This is a genomic window from Streptoalloteichus hindustanus, assembly GCF_900129375.1.
Classification (GTDB): domain Bacteria; phylum Actinomycetota; class Actinomycetes; order Mycobacteriales; family Pseudonocardiaceae; genus Streptoalloteichus; species Streptoalloteichus hindustanus.
In genome coordinates, this window is the sequence record NZ_FQVN01000003.1 from 362,926 (window position 1) to 379,613 (window position 16,688).

Sequence of the window (16,688 nt, forward strand, 5' to 3'; positions counted from 1 at the left end):
CGCGGGGGCGTCTCAGTTGGCGTGCTGGTGGCCGATCCGCAGGGCGTCCTGCGCGATCCGCTTGAGGAGGTCCTGGTCCTTGCGGTCCTCGGCGAAGAAGTCGGCCTCGGCGATGACCACCGCCCGGCCGTCCAGGGCGGCCGCGTAGCCGGCGTCGGTCAGCTTCGCGGGCCCGTTGGGCACCCGACGACCCTCCCGCAGGAGGTCGTTGACGTTGCCGGTGTTGTCGGTGTCGGTCAGCCGCTTGAGCTCCGCCGCGCCAGCGGCGTCGGGCATGCGCACGACCGAGAGCGCCACCACCACGTCGGCGCCCTCCTTGCTCCTCGTCGTCAGCAGGAGCTGGACCAGCAGCTCGCAGGGCCTCTCGGAGAAGAATTCCTTGACCTTGGTGTAGGCGTGGGCCGCGCAGTTGATGTCGCGCTGCTCGGCCTGCTGGACGAACTCGTAGTCGCCGTAACCGCCCTGCGGCGTGGTCGACGCCGGCACGGCCTTCCCCCGGGTCTCGTTGCCGCCGGTGAGCAGCATCCACGCCGTTCCGGACAGCACGGCGACCGCGACCAGGCCGACCAGCGCCAGCGCGATCCGCAGGCCTCTGCCGGCGCCGGGCGGCGGTGGCGGCGGCGGCGGGGCCGCCGGCTCGGGCTCGTCGGCGACGGCGTGCTCGCGGATCAGGAGCACCGGCATCTGCGCGGTGTCCGTGGGCCGAGGCGGGAACTTCGGCAGCCGCTGGGTCTGCTCCGCGGGGTTCTCGTGATCGGACACGGGGTCTCACCGTAAGGGGTGATCGTCGGTCGCGGTAATCGTCAACTCCGCCATTCTCGTGACACGCCGTCGCGGGGCATAACCCATACGTAGTAACGCAAACGGAGCAAACTGGCTCTGGCCAGGCACGGTCACCTCGGTCTCCCGACCGGGACGGCCGCCAGGGCGGGATCGCGTCGCACCCGGACCGGGGCGGCCGGCTTCCCTCGTCCGATGGGTTACACCGTCTCGTGCGGCGGGTGAACGATCGGACGTACCGTGTGCGCGTGCTCAGCGAGGAGATCCAGATCCGCACCGGCTCCGTCGAGGTGGTCTACGACCTGACCGCCGAGTGCGAGCGGTTCCTCTCCGGCCCGAGCGGTCCCGGGCGCGCCGACGGCCTGCTGCACGTGTGGGTGCCGCACGCGACCGCCGGACTGGCCGTGATCGAGACCGGTTCGGGCAGCGACGACGACCTGTTGGCCGCGTTGCGCGACCTGCTGCCGGCCGACGACCGGTGGCGGCACCGGCACGGGTCCCCCGGCCACGGCAGGGACCACGTGCTGCCCGCCCTCCTGCCGCCCTACGCCACCGTGCCGGTGCTGGGTGGTCGGATGACCCTCGGCACGTGGCAGTCCCTCTGTCTGGTGGACACCAACGTCGACAATCCGGTGCGGACCGTGCGGCTGAGCTTCCTCCGGGGTTAAGCCGGTGGCGAGATTGAGCACCCGGCCGTGTGGAGCATCGGACACGCCGAACGCGCCGCACCCGGTCCGACTTCCCCGTACCGTATCGAAACCAATACCCTCGGTGACATCAACCCTGGGACGCGTCCGCCGACGAGACCTGACGACGAGCCGTGTTCCCTGCCACGGGGATGTGATGGACGGAGTGCCATGGCACCGAGCAGCATTCGCACCGAGCGCGACGCCCTGAGCCGGCGCTGGGAACGGTTCGTCTCCTCGCGCGGGAACGAGCGGGACGGCCTGCGGCCGGAGGTGGCCCAGAGCTGGCGGCGGTCCCTCGACCAGGGGGTGCTCACCCGGAGCGCGGCGCCGACCGAGGACCTGCCGGACGCCGCGTGGCGCACCAGCCGCATCGGGCACGCCGTCACCGTCCTGGAGGACGAGCTGCGCCGGGTCGGCGAGGAAGGCCAGGTCGTGGTCGCCGTCGCCGACGAGAACTGCCGCCTCCTGTGGACCGCCACCAGCTCCGTCATCCGCAAACGCGCGGAGCAGGTGAACTTCGTGCCCGGCGCGCGCTGGGACGAGGGCAGCATGGGGACCAACGGCATCGACCTCGCGCACCGCACCGGAGCGCCGTGCACCGTGTGGTCCGGCGAGCACTTCAACACCTCGGTGCAGGACTTCGTCTGCTACGCCGCGCCGGTGGACGACCCGCTCACCGGCGAGCGGCTCGGTGTGATCGACCTGACCACGACGTGGACGAAGACCCAGCCGCTGGCGCTGCCGGCAACCCAGGCGCTGGCCCAGCTCTTCCGGGCGGTGCTCACCTCGCCCGAGGCGCCCAAGCCGGCCGCCCAGGTGGCGCAGGAGCTGCTGGAGGTCCGCCTGCTCGGCCGGCCGGAGCTGCGGCTGGGCGCGCGCCGGGTGCCCGTCTCCCCGCGCCAGATGGAGATCGTGGCCCTGCTCACCCTCTACCCGGAGGGACTGGACGGCGGGGAGCTGCACGCCCACCTCTACGGGGACGAGCCGGTCAGCAGGGGAACGCTGAAGGCCGAGATCTCCCACCTCCGCCGCCAGCTCGGCGGGCGGATCGCGTCCCGCCCGTACCGGATGCAGGGCCCGGTCCGGTGCGACGCGCTGGACGTGCTGGCCGCGGTCCGGCGGGGCGACGTGCGCGCGGCGGCCGACGACTACCGGGGCGAGCTGCTGCCCGGCACCGAGTCGCCGGAGCTGCTCGACTGGTCGCGGTACCTGGCGGCCGCGGTGCGGGAGGGGCTGGCCGGCGATCCCGACCCCGACGCGGTGCTGGCCTGGTCCGACCACCACCCGGCGGACGTCGGCGTGTTGCGCGGGGCCATGGCCCGGCTGCGCCCCGGCGACAGCCGCAGGGCGTTGCTCGCCGCGCGGCTGCGCGCGTTGATGGCGCTGTGAGGCGGCACCCGGCGCCGGCTGTCCGGGCTCGCCGGGCAGCGCGCTGTCCAACCTTGCGCCAACCGAACCGGACATAAGCTCCACGGCCCGCACCCCGACCAGCGGGCTTGGAGGAGCGTCATGGCGTACGCCCACCCCGGACAGTCCGACAGCCTCGTGCGTTTCGCCGAGCGGTACGAGAACTTCATCGGCGGGAAGTGGGTCCCCCCGGTCCACGGCGAGTACCTCGACGACGTCAGCCCGGTCGACGGCCGCCCGTTCACGCGGGTCCCCCGCTCGTCGGAGGCCGACGTCGACCTCGCGGTGACGGCGGCACACGACGCGCTGCCCGCGTGGTCCGCGACGAGCCCCGCCGAGCGCGCCCGGGTCCTGCTGCGGATCGCCGACCGGCTGGAGGCGGACCTCGAGCGCCTCGCCGTCGCGGAGAGCTGGGAGAACGGCAAGCCGGTCCGGGAGGCGCTGGCCGCCGACCTGCCGCTGGCGGTGGACCACTTCCGCTACTTCGCCAGCGCGGTCCGCACCCAGGAGGGCTCGATCAGCCCGATCGAGCGGGACCTGGTCGCCTACCACTTCCGCGAGCCGCTGGGCGTGGTCGCCCAGATCATCCCGTGGAACTTCCCACTGCTGATGACGGCGTGGAAGCTCGCGCCGGCCCTGGCCGCCGGCAACTGCGTCGTCCTCAAGCCCGCCGAGCAGACCCCGGCCTCGGTCCTGCTGTTCGTCGAGCTGGTCGCGGACCTGCTGCCGGACGGCGTGGTGAACGTGGTCAACGGCTACGGCCCCGAGGCCGGCAAAGCGCTCGCCCGCAACCCCGGGGTCGCGAAGATCGCCTTCACCGGCGAGACGAGCACCGGGCAGCTGATCATGCAGTACGCGGCGGAGAACGTCCTGCCGGTCACCCTGGAGCTGGGCGGCAAGAGCCCGAACATCTTCCTGCCCGACGTGCTGGCCGCCGACGACGAGTTCGCGGCCAAGGCCGTCGAGGGGTTCGTGATGTTCGCCCTGAACCAGGGCGAGGTGTGCACCTGCCCGTCGCGGGCGCTGGTGCACGAGTCGATCTGGGACGAGTTCCTGGACCGGGCGGTGGCGCGGACCGAGGAGTTGGTGCTGGGCGACCCGCTCGACCCGGCCACCCAGGTGGGCGCGCAGGCCAGCGACGAGCAGCTCCGCAAGATCCTCTCCTACCTGGCGCTGGGCAGGGAGGAGGGCGCCGAGGTGCTCGTCGGGGGCGGCCAGCGCGGCGTGCCCGGGCTGGCGGGCGGCTACTACGTGGAGCCGACGATCTTCACCGGGACCAACCGGATGCGGATCTTCCAGGAGGAGATCTTCGGGCCCGTGGTGTCGGTGGCCCGGTTCTCCGACGTCGACGAGGCGGTGCGGATCGCCAACGACACCCGGTACGGGCTGGGCGCCGGCGTGTGGACCAGGGACGGCGGCACGGCCCACCGCGTGGCCAGGGCGGTCGAGGCGGGCCGGGTGTGGGTGAACTGCTACCACGCCTATCCCGCGCACGCCGCGTTCGGCGGCTACAAGCGGTCGGGCTTCGGCCGCGAGGGCCACGTGAGCACCCTGGCGCACTACCAGCAGACCAAGAGCGTGGTGGTCAGCTACGACCCCGCGCCGACCGGCCTGTTCTGACGGCTCCGGCGGCGCCGCGGACCCGGCGGACGCTCCCACGAGCCCCACGGGCACGCCTACTGGGGGTGTGCCCGCAGGGGGTCCGTGGGAGCGTCCGCCGATCCTCGTCTCCCTTGCCCCGACGCGCGCGCCCGCGCGACCCCAGCGCTTGGTCAGGGGCCCCCCGGTTCTGATCCTTCCGGGCGGGTCTGACGTTTTCGGCGGCGACGCAGCGCCCCTGGCCGGGAGCTGACACTGCTTCCACCCGATCGCGCGGCTTCTGCTCGGCCGCCTCGGGGTCGTCGGGGTCGCGCCGCCCGGCCCGGGCTCCCGTCTGCTCAGGACGGCGCATTCACCCAGTCAGAAATCTTGACCCAGGCGCGCCCCTGCGGGCACGCTCCGCCGCATGATGGCAACTGGGGTGACCGGGACCACGCGCGGGTTCGCCCGGGTGGTCGCGGCCGGCGTGGTGGGCACGACCGTCGAGTTCTACGACTTCTTCCTCTACGGCGCCGCCGCCGCGACCGTGTTCGGACCGGTGTTCTTCCCCCACTCGGACGGGCTGCTGGGCGTGCTGCTGGCGTTGGTCACCTACGCCGTCGGCTTCGCGGCCCGCCCGCTGGGCGGCCTGGTGTTCGGCCACTTCGGCGACCGGATCGGCCGCAAGCGACTGCTCGTGGTCAGCCTGCTGATGATGGGCGGCGCGTCGGTGCTCATCGGCCTGCTCCCCGGCCACGACCAGATCGGCGTCGCGGCGCCCGTCCTGCTGACGGTGCTCCGGCTGGTCCAGGGCTTCGCCCTCGGCGGGGAGTTCGGCGGCGCGGTCCTGCTGGTCGCCGAACACGGCCCCGCCGGCCGCCGGGGCTTCTGGACGGCGTGGCCGCAGACCGGCGGGCCGATCGGCAACCTGCTGGCCACCGCGGCCCTCGCGGCGACCGCCTCGGTCACCAGCGACACCGAGTACGCCCAGTGGGGGTGGCGGGTGCCGTTCCTGGCCTCGGTGCTGCTGGTGCTGGTGGGCCTGTGGGTGCGGCTCCAGGTCACCGAGTCCCCGCTGTTCACCGCCGCCATGGCGGCGGAGCGGCCGCCCCGCGCCCCGCTGGTGACGGCGCTGAGGTCGCACCCGCGCGCCCTGTTCAGCGTGTTCGCCGCCCGCGTCGGCGAGAACGCGACGTTCTACGTCTTCACGATCTTCCTGCTGGTGTACGCGGGCAGCGTGGGCCTGCCGAAGGAGGTCGCCACCGGCGCGGTGACGGTGGGCTCCGTGGTGCAGATCGGCGCGATGCTGCTGGGCGGCTCGCTGTCCGACCGCTGGGGGCGACGCCCGGTGTCGGTGGCGGCCGCGGCGGGCGCCGCCGTCTGGACGGCGGCCTTCTTCCCGCTGGTGGCCAGCGGCCAGCACGGGCTGGTGCTGCTGGCCGTCGCCGTCGGCCTCCTGCTGCACGGCCTGCTCACCGGCGCGCAGGCGGCCTTCTACGCCGAACTGTTCGACACGTCGGTGCGGTACTCCGGCGTCTCCCTCGGGTACCAGGCCGCGACCCTGATCGCGGGCGCCGCCGCGCCGCTGGTGGGAACCGAGCTGCTCCGCACGACCCACTCCCCGACGCCGATCGCGTTGCTGCTGGCCGGCTGCCTCGCGTTGACCGTGATCGGCATGCTCACCGCGCCGGAGACGAGCCGGCAGAAGCTGAGCTGAGCCGCTGGCTGGCGCACCGCCCGGTCCGGGCGGTGCGCGGCGGGCGCGTCAGGAGGAGTAGAACAGCCGGCTCACGCCGTGCTTGCGGTGACCGTGGTGGTAGTGACCCTGCGGCGGGTGCGCGCCCCACGCCGGCTGCGCCGGGTAGGCGGGCGGGGCCGGAGCCGGCGCGGGCGCCGGCGGCACCTGCTGCGCCCACTGGCTCTCCAGGCGGGTCAGCGCCTCCAGCTCGCCGAAGTCGAGGAAGATGCCCCGGCACATGTCGCACTGCTCGATCTGGACCCCGTTGCGGTTGTAGGTCCGCATCGGTCCGTGGCACTTCGGGCACTGCATGGTGGTCCCGCCCTTCTCGGATCGGTCTCAGAACCGGACAATCGACATGCGTCCGCCACGATACGTCATCCACTCCGGTGAAGATCGGCGATCCTCCGGCAGGCGTCGACCAGGGCGGAGTCCACCTCGTCGGGCGCCCGGCCCTCCCGCCCGGCGCGGAGCACGGCGACCGCAGCCGACTGCACGGTGTAGGCCCGCGCCGCCACGTCCACCGCCGGCCACGGGTCCCTGCCCTCGGACACCGCCGGCCCGCCGCTCCCGCGGTAGGCGGCGAGGAACCGCTCCCACACGTCGGGCGGCAGCAGCCCGGAGGCCTGCCAGGCGGCGATCCGGCCGAGGTCCCAGGAGGGCGTGCCGAGCCCGAGGTCGTCGACGTCGATCAGGAGCCAGCCGGGCTCCCCCGCCGGACGCCCCGTGTCGGCTCGCCGCACCAACTGGCCCAGGTGCCAGTCGCCGTGCACGAGCACCAGCCCGGCCTCACCGCCTTCCGCGCCCCGCCAGTCGGGGTCGGCCGGCGTCCACGCCCAACGCGGGAGCGTGGCGTGGGCGCGGCGGATCTCCGACACCGCCGGGGACGACCCGACCCGCTCGAGCTCCCGCATCGTCCGCGCGAGACGCGCGGCGGCGCCGCACCTCGGGAGGCCCGCCGACGCGTCGAGCGCGGGCAGCGGAACGCGGTGCAGCGCGGCGAGGAGGCGCCCGGCCTCCTCCCAGGGAACCGGCCCGGCCGGCTCCACCGGGCGTCCCAGCGGCCACACGGTCACCAGCCTGCCGTCCACGACGCTCACACCCGGGCCTCCGCCGGCCGGCAGGACCGGCGGAAGGACGATGCCCCGCAGCGCCGGGCTGGCGGCGAGCGAGAGCCGGGCGCGCAGCGCGGCGGGGTCCATCCCGGGCCGGTGCGCCTTGACCACGACGTCGCCGACGCGCACGACGAGCACGTCCGCGCGCTCGGCCAGCACGACGGGTTCGGAGACCGGCGCGGGGCCGTCCCACCGGCCGGCGAGCGCGGCCATGCCCGCGAGGAGGGACGGCGCGGAGTACGTGGTGGTCACGTCACCATGATTGCGCCCGCTGTCACTCCGACACTCGGGAGTAGGTCCGCAGGGCGTTGTCCCTGGCGACGGCGGCGACGAGCCGTTCGGCGTCGGCGCAGGTCAGCACGTCGTCGGCGATCCAGGCGTCGAGCAGGCGCCCCAGTTCCCTCCGCCACAGCCACGCGCCGAGGTAGTGCAGCTCCGGCAGTCCGTACCCGTCGGAGGAGAAGCACACCGCCCCGAAGGGCGCCAGCTCCAACAGCTCCGCCAGCACCGCGCCGGAGCGCGCGCCGACGTGCGGCACCGCCAACCCGACATCGACGACCACGTGCCCGAACACGTGCGCCAGGTACGCGGCCTGGCGGTGGAACGGCCAGCAGTGCAGCAACACCACGGTGACACCGCTGTCCCTGGTCGCGGCCAGGAAGTCGGTCAACAGCGACGGGTCCGCGTGGTGCAACCGCAGGTCGTCGTCGCCGAACCCGGTGTGCAGTTGCAGCGGCAGGCCGAACTCCGCGCCCACTCGCACCCCGAGGTGGACCAGCCAGCCGACCACCAGCGGGTCGGTGAGCCGGCCGCCGACGGCGAACCACCGGCCGACGGCGGCGGACAACGCGGCGGCCGAGGGGGGCCGCGCCGGCAGGTCGAGCCCGCCCCGGTAGGCGGCCACGCTCTTCAACCCGACCGCGCCGGCCGCCGCCCGGTGCAGCTCCGTCTCCAGGTCCGCGGCGAACTCCTCGGCCGACCCGGCCAACCCGGCGACCCGCTCGGCCACCGTCTCCAGCCGGACGATCTCGTGCGCGGTGCCGCCGGCGAGGTCGGCGACCTCGGGCAGGCCGGTCAACGCCACCGGGGCGAACCCCGCGTCCACCAGCCAGTCGGTCACCCCGGCGGCCCGCAGCAGCCGGGCGCTGGCCTCCCACCAGCCCAGCGCGGCCCGCCGCTCCAGGTACTCGTCGGGGCCGACGTGCGCGGGCAGCCCGAGGACCGGCGCGCACCAGCGGCGCACCGCCAGGCCCAACATCGAGTCGAACCGGCTGCGGTCCGGCGTGGCCCTGGTCGCCTCCGTGAGCAGCGCCTCGAACGCCAGCCGGTCCAGGTCGGTGGTCACCACGCCGTGGCAGTGCTGGTCGATCAGCGCGGCCTCACCCGTCAGATCGGTCATGTCAGACCCCGCCACCGGGTGAGCGCAGCCGTCCACTCGCGCGCGCCAGCTCTGCGGGGACGCGGCGCTCCGTGTCGAAACAGCCCGTCGCGTCGATTCCGCGGCTGGTCGCCGCCGGCAGGCGGGCCACCGGGAACACACCGCTTCCCCCAGCCCCCACACTGTCCACAAAGGACACAGCGCGGTACGCGCGCTGGTCTCCGGCGAGCTCGTTGGCGTCCTCGGCGGCGGCCGGGATCCGATCGGGCGTCACGTTGCTCGTCCTACCCGGACGAGGCCGCCCCGGCATGATCCGCGGGCCGCTCTTCGCCCGACCGAGGGACCTGATGCCAGGATGGCCACGTGATCGGGGAGACGCCGCACCGGCTGGTGCTCTGGGACATCGACCTGACGTTGGTCGACAGCGCGCGACAGGGCGTCGCCTGGTACACGGCGGCGCTGCGGCGGCTGACCGGGCTGGAGCTGCGCCACGCGCCGACCTTCGCCGGCCGGACCGAGCGGGCCATCACCACCGAGCTGTTCACCACTCACGGGTTGGCGACGGGGAACGGGCTGGTGGAGGCGTTCTTCGCCGAACTGGTCGCGGTCGCGGCGGAACAGGCCGACCTGCTCGCGGAGCGGGGGCGCGCGCTGCCGGGCGCGGGGTCGGCGCTGAGCACGCTCGCGGCGCTCCCGGGGGTCGTGCAGAGCGTGGTGACCGGCAACCTGCCGGCGATCGCCCGGCAGAAGCTGCGCACGTTCGGGCTGGACGAGCACATCGACTTCTCGATCGGCGGCTACGGCGACCTCTCGGAGGACCGCCGCGACCTCGTGGCGGCGGCGATCACAGCGGCGAGCGCGGAGCGGGAGACGCCCTACGCGGGGGCGGCCGTCGTGGTCGTCGGCGACACACCGGACGACGTGGTGGGGGCGTTGCGGAACAACGCCGTCGCGGTGGGAGTGGCCACGGGACGCAGCACCGCCGACGAACTCGACGCGGCGGGCGCCCACGTCGTGCTGCCCGACCTGACCGACACCGACGCGGTCCTCGACGCCGTGTTCGGCCCTGCCGCCTAACTTCTACTCAGCCCCCACCCGCCCTGGGGGGCGAGCCCTGCTCCAGCCTAACGCTCAACCTCGCCCGGCCCCAGCACCCCACCGTCCCCTGTGGATAGCCAGCAGGACCTGTGGACAGACGTTTGACACAACACCCTGGTTCGTGCTGAGCCAACCCGCCCATCAGGGGCACCGAGGGGCTGACCAGGCACTTCCACCAGCGCGGCTCGACAGAAGACAAGTGTCCACAATGGACATACACACGCGGGCACCGGATCGCTGCGACGGGTCTCCGCCCGACCAGGCCCGCCAGAGCGAAGAAAATCGCCCGGTGGGGCGACCCAGCAACGCCGGGCACCCCACCGGGCGGACAGTCAGGAGCGGCAGAGCGAGACCAGGTGCGCGACGACCTCGTCGGCCGCGACCTCGGCGCGCTCGCCCGTGACGCGGTCCTTGACCTCGACCACGCCCTTGGCCAGGCCCCGACCCACCACCAGGATGGTCGGCACGCCGATCAGCTCCGCGTCGGCGAACTTCACGCCCGGCGAGACCGTGCGGTCGTCCAGCAGGACCCGGACCCCGGCCGCGTCCAGCTCGGCCGCGATCCCCTCCGCGCCGGAGCGCACCGCGTCGTCCTTGCCGGCGACCACGACGTGCACGTCGGCCGGGGCGATCTCCCTCGGCCACACCAGGCCCAGCTCGTCGTGCCGCTGCTCGGCGATCGCCGCCACGGCGCGGGACACCCCGATGCCGTAGGAGCCCATGGTGATCCGGACCGGCTTCGAGTCCGGGCCCAGCGCGTCGAGCTGCATGGCGTCGGCGTACTTGCGACCGAGCTGGAAGATGTGGCCGATCTCGATGCCCCTGGCCATCACCAGCGGGCCGGCGCCGTCCGGCGACGGGTCGCCCTCGCGGACCTCGGCGGCCTCGATCGTGCCGTCCGGGGTGAAGTCCCGCCCGCACACCAGGTCGACGACGTGGTGGTCGAGCTGGTCCGCGCCGGTGACCCACGCCGTGCCGGGGACGACCCGGGGGTCGACCAGGTAGCGCACCCCGCGCCCGATGAGCGCCTTCGGCCCGATGTAGCCCTTCACCAGCCACGGGTTGGCGGCGAAGTCCGCCTCCTCCAGCAGCGCGACCTCCAGCGGCGCCAGCGAGGCCTCCAGCCGCTTGAAGTCGACCTCGCGGTCGCCCGGCACGCCCACCCCCAGGAGCTCCCACTCCTCGGCGCCCGGCTGCCGGGTCTTGACCATGACGTTCTTCAACGTGTCCGCCGCGGTGAAGACGCGGCCCAGCTCGGCGGCGTTGAGGAAGTCCACCAGGCTCTGGATCGTCGGGGTGTCCGGGGTGTTGTGGACCTCGGCGGCCGGCAGGCCCTCGACCGGGCGGGCGGGCGGGGCCGGAGTCGTCACGGCCTCCACGTTCGCCGCGTAGCCGGACTCCAGGCACCGCACGTAGGTGTCCTCGCCGACCTCGGCCGGAGCCAGGAACTCCTCGCTGGCCGAGCCGCCCATCGCGCCCGAGACGGCCGACACCACGTGGTACTCCAGGCCCAGCCGGTCGAAGATCCGGACGTACGCCTCGCGGTGCAGCTCGTAGGACCGCTTGAGCCCCTCGTCGTCCAGGTCGAACGAGTAGGCGTCCTTCATCACGAACTCGCGGCCCCGCAGGATGCCGGCGCGCGGGCGCTCCTCGTCCCGGTACTTGTTCTGGATCTGGTACAGGATGACGGGGTAGTCCTTGTAGGAGCTGTACTCGCCCTTGACCATCAGGGTGAACAGCTCCTCGTGCGTCGGGCCGAGGAGGTAGTCCGCCTTCTTGCGGTCCCTGAGCCGGAACAGGCTGTCGCCGTACTCGGTCCAGCGGCCGGTCGCCTCGTAGGGCTCCTTCGGCAGCAGCGCCGGGAAGTGCACCTCCTGGGCGCCGATCGCGTCCATCTCCTCCCGGACGACGCGCTCGACGTTGCGCAGCACCCGGTAGCCGAGCGGCAGCCACGAGTAGATCCCCGGCGCGATCCGCCGCACGTAGCCGGCGCGGACCAACAGCTTGTGACTCGGCACCTCGGCGTCGGCCGGGTCCTCGCGCAGGGTGCGCAGGAACAGCGACGACATCCTCGTGATCACGGCGGAGTGCTCCCGGGTAGCGGTACGGAACTGTTCATGCAGGGTACCCGCGGTGCCCAGCCGGTTTGTCGGTGCCCGACACTAGGGTGCGCGCATGTCCCTGACGATGAAGATGGTCACCATCGACTGCGAGGACCCCCAGCGGCTCGTGGCGTTCTGGACGCGGGCGCTGGGCGCGTCGGTGGTCGTCGACTACACGGAGTTCGTCATCCTCGGGGTCGAGGGATCCCCGGCGCTGGGGCTGCAGCGGGTGGACGAGCCCCGGGCGGGCAAGAACCGGGTGCACTTCGACCTCGTCGCCGACGACCCGGCCGCCGAGGTCCGCCGCCTGGTGGAACTGGGGGCCACCCAGCTCGCCGAGCACAGCGTGCCCGGACTGGCCTGGACGGTGCTGGCCGACCCGGAGGGCAACGAGTTCTGCGTGTCCGAGAAGCACGAGTGAACCAGCCACAGGGAAACCAGCGCTGAACGGCCGTCTCGGCACGTCCTGCGCATTGGCGGTGCGTCACCGCGCCGCACGGGTCTCAGGTCGGGGCAGGACTCACGTCAGGGACAACCTCGAACGTCCACAGTGGTGGACGTGGGTCCACGTCGATCAGGGCCACCGGGTGCGGTGCGCGACCCACTGCCGGGCAGCGGAGGCAGCCCGTCGTTGGTACGCCCGCAATCCGAGGGAGCCGGCCGGTTCCGGGAGACGGCTGTTCAGCTCCCAGTACCCCGCCCACGCGGCGGCGAACCCGGTGACCGCCCAGGCCGGGACCCGCGCCACCGCCGAACGCGACAGCACCAGCCGCTCGGCGTCCGCCGGGGTGTGCCCCGCCATCAGCAGGTGCGGCACCAGCGACACGACGTCGAGCCAGGGCGCGCCGTGGCACGGGTAGGACCAGTCCACGACCACCACCCGGCCGTCGGCGACCCGTCGGATCAGGTTGTCCGGGCGAAGATCGTTGTGCAGCAGGGTGTCGCCCTCCGCCCAGGGGTGCCACGCCGTCTCGACGGCGACCAGCGAGTCCAGGTTGCGGAGCGCCCACGGGTCGAGGTCGGTGGGCGGCGCCACCGCCAGCGCCGCCCACCCCCGCAGCAGCGGGGCGAGATCGACCAGCACGCTCGGCGCGTCGCGCACCGGGCACGGGGTGAACGCCTTCGCCAGGCCGTTCAACGCGCTCAACACGGCGGCCAGGTCAGGCGATCCCGGTCGGACGTTGGGCTCCCGCCCGTCCACGTCCTCGAAGGCGAGCACGATCCACTCTTCGTCCACACCGAACAAGAGCCGGGGGGTGGGTGCGTTCGCCGGCAAGCGCACCACCACGTGGCCCTCCAGCCGGTAGCTCGCCGCCTGCGCGTGCGTCGCCGGCAGCCCCTTCACGAAGACCCGTCGCCCGTCCGCCAACGCGAGCCGGGAGGCCAGCCCCGGAGTGAACCCGCCGACCTGCCCCCACGCCTTGCTGACCGCCGACCCGAGCTTCTCCTCGACGACGACGCGGACCGTGGCCGGCACCTCGGCCCAGGAAGGGCGCAGCACGCGTCCGGAGTCGGTGAGCATCGTCAGGACCGCGCTCCGCACCGCCCGGAGCCCGCCCACCAGGGGCGGCGGCACGACTGGTCACGCATGATCCGTCTCCCGAGAACAGCCCTGACCGGTGGGAGTCCGCGGCGGGCCCGCGAGCACGCGGCCCCGACGGCCGCGCCGTGATCATTGTACGGTTTCGCCCGTCATCACCGCTGGCAATGCCCGCGAATACGCCACCCAGCTCGTTTCCACCTCGAAGCCACAGCGGCGGTAGAGCCCCAGGGCACCGGTCGGATTGCTGACGTCGACTCCCAACGCGGCCTGGGCGAAGCCACTGCGCGCATAGGCGGCGAGGGCGTGGGCGAGCAGTGCGGCCGCCGCGCCGCGTCCACGCCACTCGCGGCGGGTGCCGAGAAGTTCGACGACCGCGGAGCGAACGCCTGTGGCCTCGGTGTCGGCGGGGTACTCGTGGGTCAGGAGATACGCGGCGACCTCCCCGTTCGGCGCGACCAACAGGTAGGAGAGCGACGGGCGGAAGGCGTACGAGCCCGTGCGGGCGCGCTTCCAGAGCTCCTCGTCCACGGCCACGTTGCCCCAGTGGTCGACGAACGCGGCGTTGTGCGCGAGACGAACCTTCTCGTCGAGATCGGGAGCGTACGCAACGAGACGCAGGCCTTCCGGAACAGCGACCTCGTTGACCGGCTGCGCCAGATCGCGCTTCATGTCGTAGAACCGTCGGATCGGTCGAAACCCGAGCTGCTCCAGCAGGGACGCGAGCCGGTGGTTGGGTTCGTGGCAGGGGACCTCGACGTTCGCGGGAAGGTCGGGGCGGCGCTCGCGGTGCATCTCCTCGCCGCGGGCGAGAAGCCGCTGGAGCAGCTCGCTTCCCAGGCCCCGGTCACGGTGCGAGGGACGCACGGCGCCCTCCACCCTGATGCGGTGAATCCCCTCGTCCGTGACGCGTGCGGTCACAACCCCGGACGCGACGAGAATTTCGCCGTCATACGCGAGCACCGTGTCCGTGCTGAGGTCGACCAGGGGATCGGAAATCCATTCCTCGAGGTCTTCCCTCGTGGTGTTCTCCCCGGTCCGGTCCACCGACTCGACGGCGGCGAGCAGCTCCACCCACGCCGACATGTCCGCGGTTCTCATGGGCCGCCACAGAATGTCCATGTTCAACCACCGTAGGAGGGTGGACATGAGCTGGGCCACAGGTTTTCGCCGCCTAGGGTGTGGACGTGCTGGTGTTGTTGCCCCCTTCGGAGACCAAGGCCGCCGGCGGCGAGGGCGCGCCGCTGGACCTCGACGCGCTGTCGTGGCCGAAGCTGACCCCTGTCCGCCGCGGACTGGTGAACGCGCTCGTCGAGCTGGCCGCCGACGTGCCGGCGAGTCTGGCCGCGCTGGGACTCTCCGAACGCCAGCGGGTGGAGGTGGAGCGCAACGCGGCGCTGTGGACCTCCCCCACGCTTCCCGCCCTGCGCCGGTACACCGGAGTGCTCTACGACGCGCTTGACGTCGCCGGCATGACTCGCGCGGCGCTCGCGCGGGCCGAACAACGGCTCGCGGTGGCGTCCGCCCTGTTCGGGCTCGTACGAGGAGCCGACCTGATCCCCGCGTACCGGCTCTCCGCGGGCAGCGCGCTTCCGGGGACCGATCCGCTCCGGGACCTGTGGCGGCCCGCCCTCGAACCAGTTCTGTCCACAGTGGACGAACTGGTTCTGGATCTCCGGTCGGGCGCGTACGCGGGACTGGCCAGGGTGCGCGACGCGGTGACCGTTCGGGTGGTGACAGAGGACGCCTCCGGACGCCGCAAGACGGTCAGCCACCACAACAAGGCGTACAAGGGCCGACTCGCGCAGGCGTTGGCGACCACACGCGCCAATGTGTCCACAGTGGATGATGTCTGCCGAGTGGCGCGAGGGCAGAGCATGACTCTGGAGCGCACCGGGGAGCTCGTCCTCGACCTCGTCGTCTCCTGACGAACACCTCTTCACCAGCACGGGCGAGCCCCCACCTCGACCACCCAAAAACCGGTTGCACGTGGACGGCGACCTCGCCATGCTGGTCCGAACGTTGGCGGAAACGACCTGGACGGTCACAGGCTGGAGAGGGGTGAGTCGCTATGGCGGTCACTGTCACGACCTCGACTCAGCACCCCGTTCACCAGCCCCACCGGCCGAGCACGACGACCGGTTGATCCAGCACCCGGTGGGGCTTCCCGTCCAGGAGGACACCCCATCGTGCGCGAGCACACGACCGACCCCAACGACGACATCTTCGACCGCTACGCCCAGTACACCGACTCGGACGACGACGCCCCGCGGGCCCAGCGGATGCGGCGCCGCCGCTCCGACGACGAGATCGGCCCCCAACGCCGGGGACGGCTCACCGCCGAGGAACGCGATCTCCTCGCACTGCGCCGCGAGGACGCCGTCACCGAAGACGGCATCCTCCCTCCCGACGGCGACCGCTGGTCCACCTGGGACGACGGCGACCAGGGTCCGCGGCCGCACCCCCAGTGGCTGATCACCGAACTCGCCGCGGTCGACCGCGAACTGGGCGTCCTCAAGACGGGCAAGGAAGCCGACGTCCACCTCCTGGAGCGCTTCATGCCCGGCACCCCGCGCTCCTGCCTCCTCGCCGCCAAGCGCTACCGCAGCAACGACCACCGGCTCTTCCACCGCGACACCGGCTACCTCGAAGGCCGTCGCATGCGCCGCTCACGTGAAGGCCGCGCGATCGCACTCCGCAGCGACTTCGGCCGCAACCTCATCGCCGAACAGTGGGCCGCCGCCGAGTTCGCCGCCCTCGGCCGTCTCTGGGAACTCGGCGCCCCGGTCCCCTACCCCGCCCAACGGGTGGGCACGGAACTCCTGCTGGAGTTCATCGGCTCCGCCGAAGGGGGCGCGGCCCCTCGCCTCGCGCAACTCCGCCCGGACCCCGACCAGCTCCGCGACCTGTGGGACCAACTCCTCGCGGCAATGCTCCTCCTGGCCAGGAACGGCTACGCCCACGGCGACCTGAGCGCCTACAACCTGCTGGTCCACGAGGACCGGCTGGTGCTCATCGACCTGCCGCAGGTGGTCGACGTGGTGGCGAATCCAAGGGGGATGGAGTTCCTGGAACGGGACTTCCAGAACGTGTCCGCGTGGTTCGCCGCCCGGGGGCTCGGGGTGGCGGAACTGGACCCCGAGACGTGGGTGCGGGCGTTGAGGGCGGAGGCGGGGTTGGACGCCTAGGCCCTGCGGCTCGCTGGGGGTGGGCCGTGTGTGGTGGGGTGGTTGGTTGCGCTGTCCATGGCCAGCGCAACCAGC

The 16,688-nt window shown here is 72.8% G+C and carries 16 protein-coding genes; 8 read left to right on the forward strand and 8 right to left on the reverse strand.

The features are described 5' to 3' along the window. Positions 1–12: 12 nt before the first annotated feature. On the reverse strand, positions 13–762 hold the full coding sequence (locus BUE43_RS10855) for a hypothetical protein (RefSeq protein ID WP_083959564.1): 750 nt from the start codon (positions 760–762) through the stop codon (positions 13–15). A gap of 266 nt (positions 763–1,028) precedes the next feature. Between BUE43_RS10855 and BUE43_RS10860 the strand changes: the two genes are divergently transcribed. The 4 genes from BUE43_RS10860 (at position 1,029) to BUE43_RS10875 (ending at position 6,171) form a co-directional block, all read left to right on the forward strand. Beyond that, complete coding sequence (locus tag BUE43_RS10860) at positions 1,029–1,448, forward strand: YjbQ family protein (RefSeq protein WP_073482609.1); 420 nt, start codon at positions 1,029–1,031, stop codon at positions 1,446–1,448. 189 nt (positions 1,449–1,637) lie between these two features. Further along, positions 1,638–2,858, forward strand: coding sequence for a hypothetical protein (locus BUE43_RS10865; protein ID WP_073481676.1), 1,221 nt, complete (start codon positions 1,638–1,640; stop codon positions 2,856–2,858). A gap of 120 nt (positions 2,859–2,978) precedes the next feature. Continuing rightward, positions 2,979–4,496 (forward strand): aldehyde dehydrogenase family protein, encoded by a 1,518-nt coding sequence (locus BUE43_RS10870; RefSeq protein ID WP_073481678.1) that lies wholly within the window; start codon positions 2,979–2,981, stop codon positions 4,494–4,496. 385 nt (positions 4,497–4,881) lie between these two features. After that, positions 4,882–6,171 (forward strand): MFS transporter, encoded by a 1,290-nt coding sequence (locus BUE43_RS10875; protein ID WP_407697110.1) that lies wholly within the window; start codon positions 4,882–4,884, stop codon positions 6,169–6,171. A 48-nt stretch (positions 6,172–6,219) separates the two neighbouring features. On the opposite strand, the gene BUE43_RS10880 is transcribed toward BUE43_RS10875, so the two are convergent. The 4 genes from BUE43_RS10880 to BUE43_RS10895 form a co-directional block, all read right to left on the reverse strand. Further along, positions 6,220–6,504 (reverse strand): TFIIB-type zinc ribbon-containing protein, encoded by a 285-nt coding sequence (locus BUE43_RS10880; RefSeq protein WP_073481681.1) that lies wholly within the window; start codon positions 6,502–6,504, stop codon positions 6,220–6,222. Positions 6,505–6,569: 65 nt separating this feature from the next. After that, a complete protein-coding gene (locus tag BUE43_RS10885) occupies positions 6,570–7,559 on the reverse strand; it encodes a phosphotransferase family protein (protein WP_083959565.1) in 990 nt (329 codons plus the stop codon). Between the two features lie 22 nt (positions 7,560–7,581). Next, entirely contained in the window at positions 7,582–8,706 is a 1,125-nt protein-coding gene (locus BUE43_RS10890; protein ID WP_073481683.1) for an amidohydrolase family protein, read from the reverse strand. Between the two features lies 1 nt (position 8,707). Then, a complete protein-coding gene (locus BUE43_RS10895; RefSeq protein WP_073481686.1) occupies positions 8,708–8,959 on the reverse strand; it encodes a hypothetical protein in 252 nt (83 codons plus the stop codon). 89 nt (positions 8,960–9,048) lie between these two features. Here BUE43_RS10895 and BUE43_RS10900 point away from each other — a divergent pair, with 89 nt between their 5' ends. Next, the gene (locus BUE43_RS10900; RefSeq protein ID WP_327083437.1) at positions 9,049–9,762 is read left to right on the forward strand and encodes an HAD family hydrolase; all 714 of its coding nucleotides are present in this window, start codon (positions 9,049–9,051) and stop codon (positions 9,760–9,762) included. A gap of 353 nt (positions 9,763–10,115) precedes the next feature. Here the strand turns inward: BUE43_RS10900 and BUE43_RS10905 are convergent, their stop codons facing one another. Continuing rightward, a complete protein-coding gene (locus tag BUE43_RS10905) occupies positions 10,116–11,864 on the reverse strand; it encodes a proline--tRNA ligase (protein WP_073481689.1) in 1,749 nt (582 codons plus the stop codon). A gap of 94 nt (positions 11,865–11,958) precedes the next feature. Between BUE43_RS10905 and BUE43_RS10910 the strand changes: the two genes are divergently transcribed. After that, entirely contained in the window at positions 11,959–12,306 is a 348-nt protein-coding gene (locus BUE43_RS10910) for a VOC family protein (RefSeq protein WP_073481692.1), read from the forward strand. 153 nt (positions 12,307–12,459) lie between these two features. On the opposite strand, the gene BUE43_RS10915 is transcribed toward BUE43_RS10910, so the two are convergent. Continuing rightward, positions 12,460–13,461, reverse strand: coding sequence for a phosphotransferase family protein (locus BUE43_RS10915; protein WP_234995654.1), 1,002 nt, complete (start codon positions 13,459–13,461; stop codon positions 12,460–12,462). A 96-nt stretch (positions 13,462–13,557) separates the two neighbouring features. Further along, positions 13,558–14,547: a GNAT family N-acetyltransferase gene (locus BUE43_RS10920; protein WP_159447723.1), complete on the reverse strand. Its 990-nt coding sequence runs from the start codon at positions 14,545–14,547 to the stop codon at positions 13,558–13,560. 65 nt (positions 14,548–14,612) lie between these two features. On the opposite strand from BUE43_RS10920, the gene yaaA reads away from it, so the two are divergent. Then, entirely contained in the window at positions 14,613–15,353 is a 741-nt protein-coding gene (gene yaaA / locus BUE43_RS10925) for a peroxide stress protein YaaA (RefSeq protein ID WP_073482620.1), read from the forward strand. Between the two features lie 354 nt (positions 15,354–15,707). Continuing rightward, positions 15,708–16,613, forward strand: a complete 906-nt coding sequence (locus BUE43_RS10930; protein ID WP_073482622.1) for a serine protein kinase RIO — start codon at positions 15,708–15,710, stop codon at positions 16,611–16,613. Positions 16,614–16,688 lie beyond the last annotated feature (75 nt).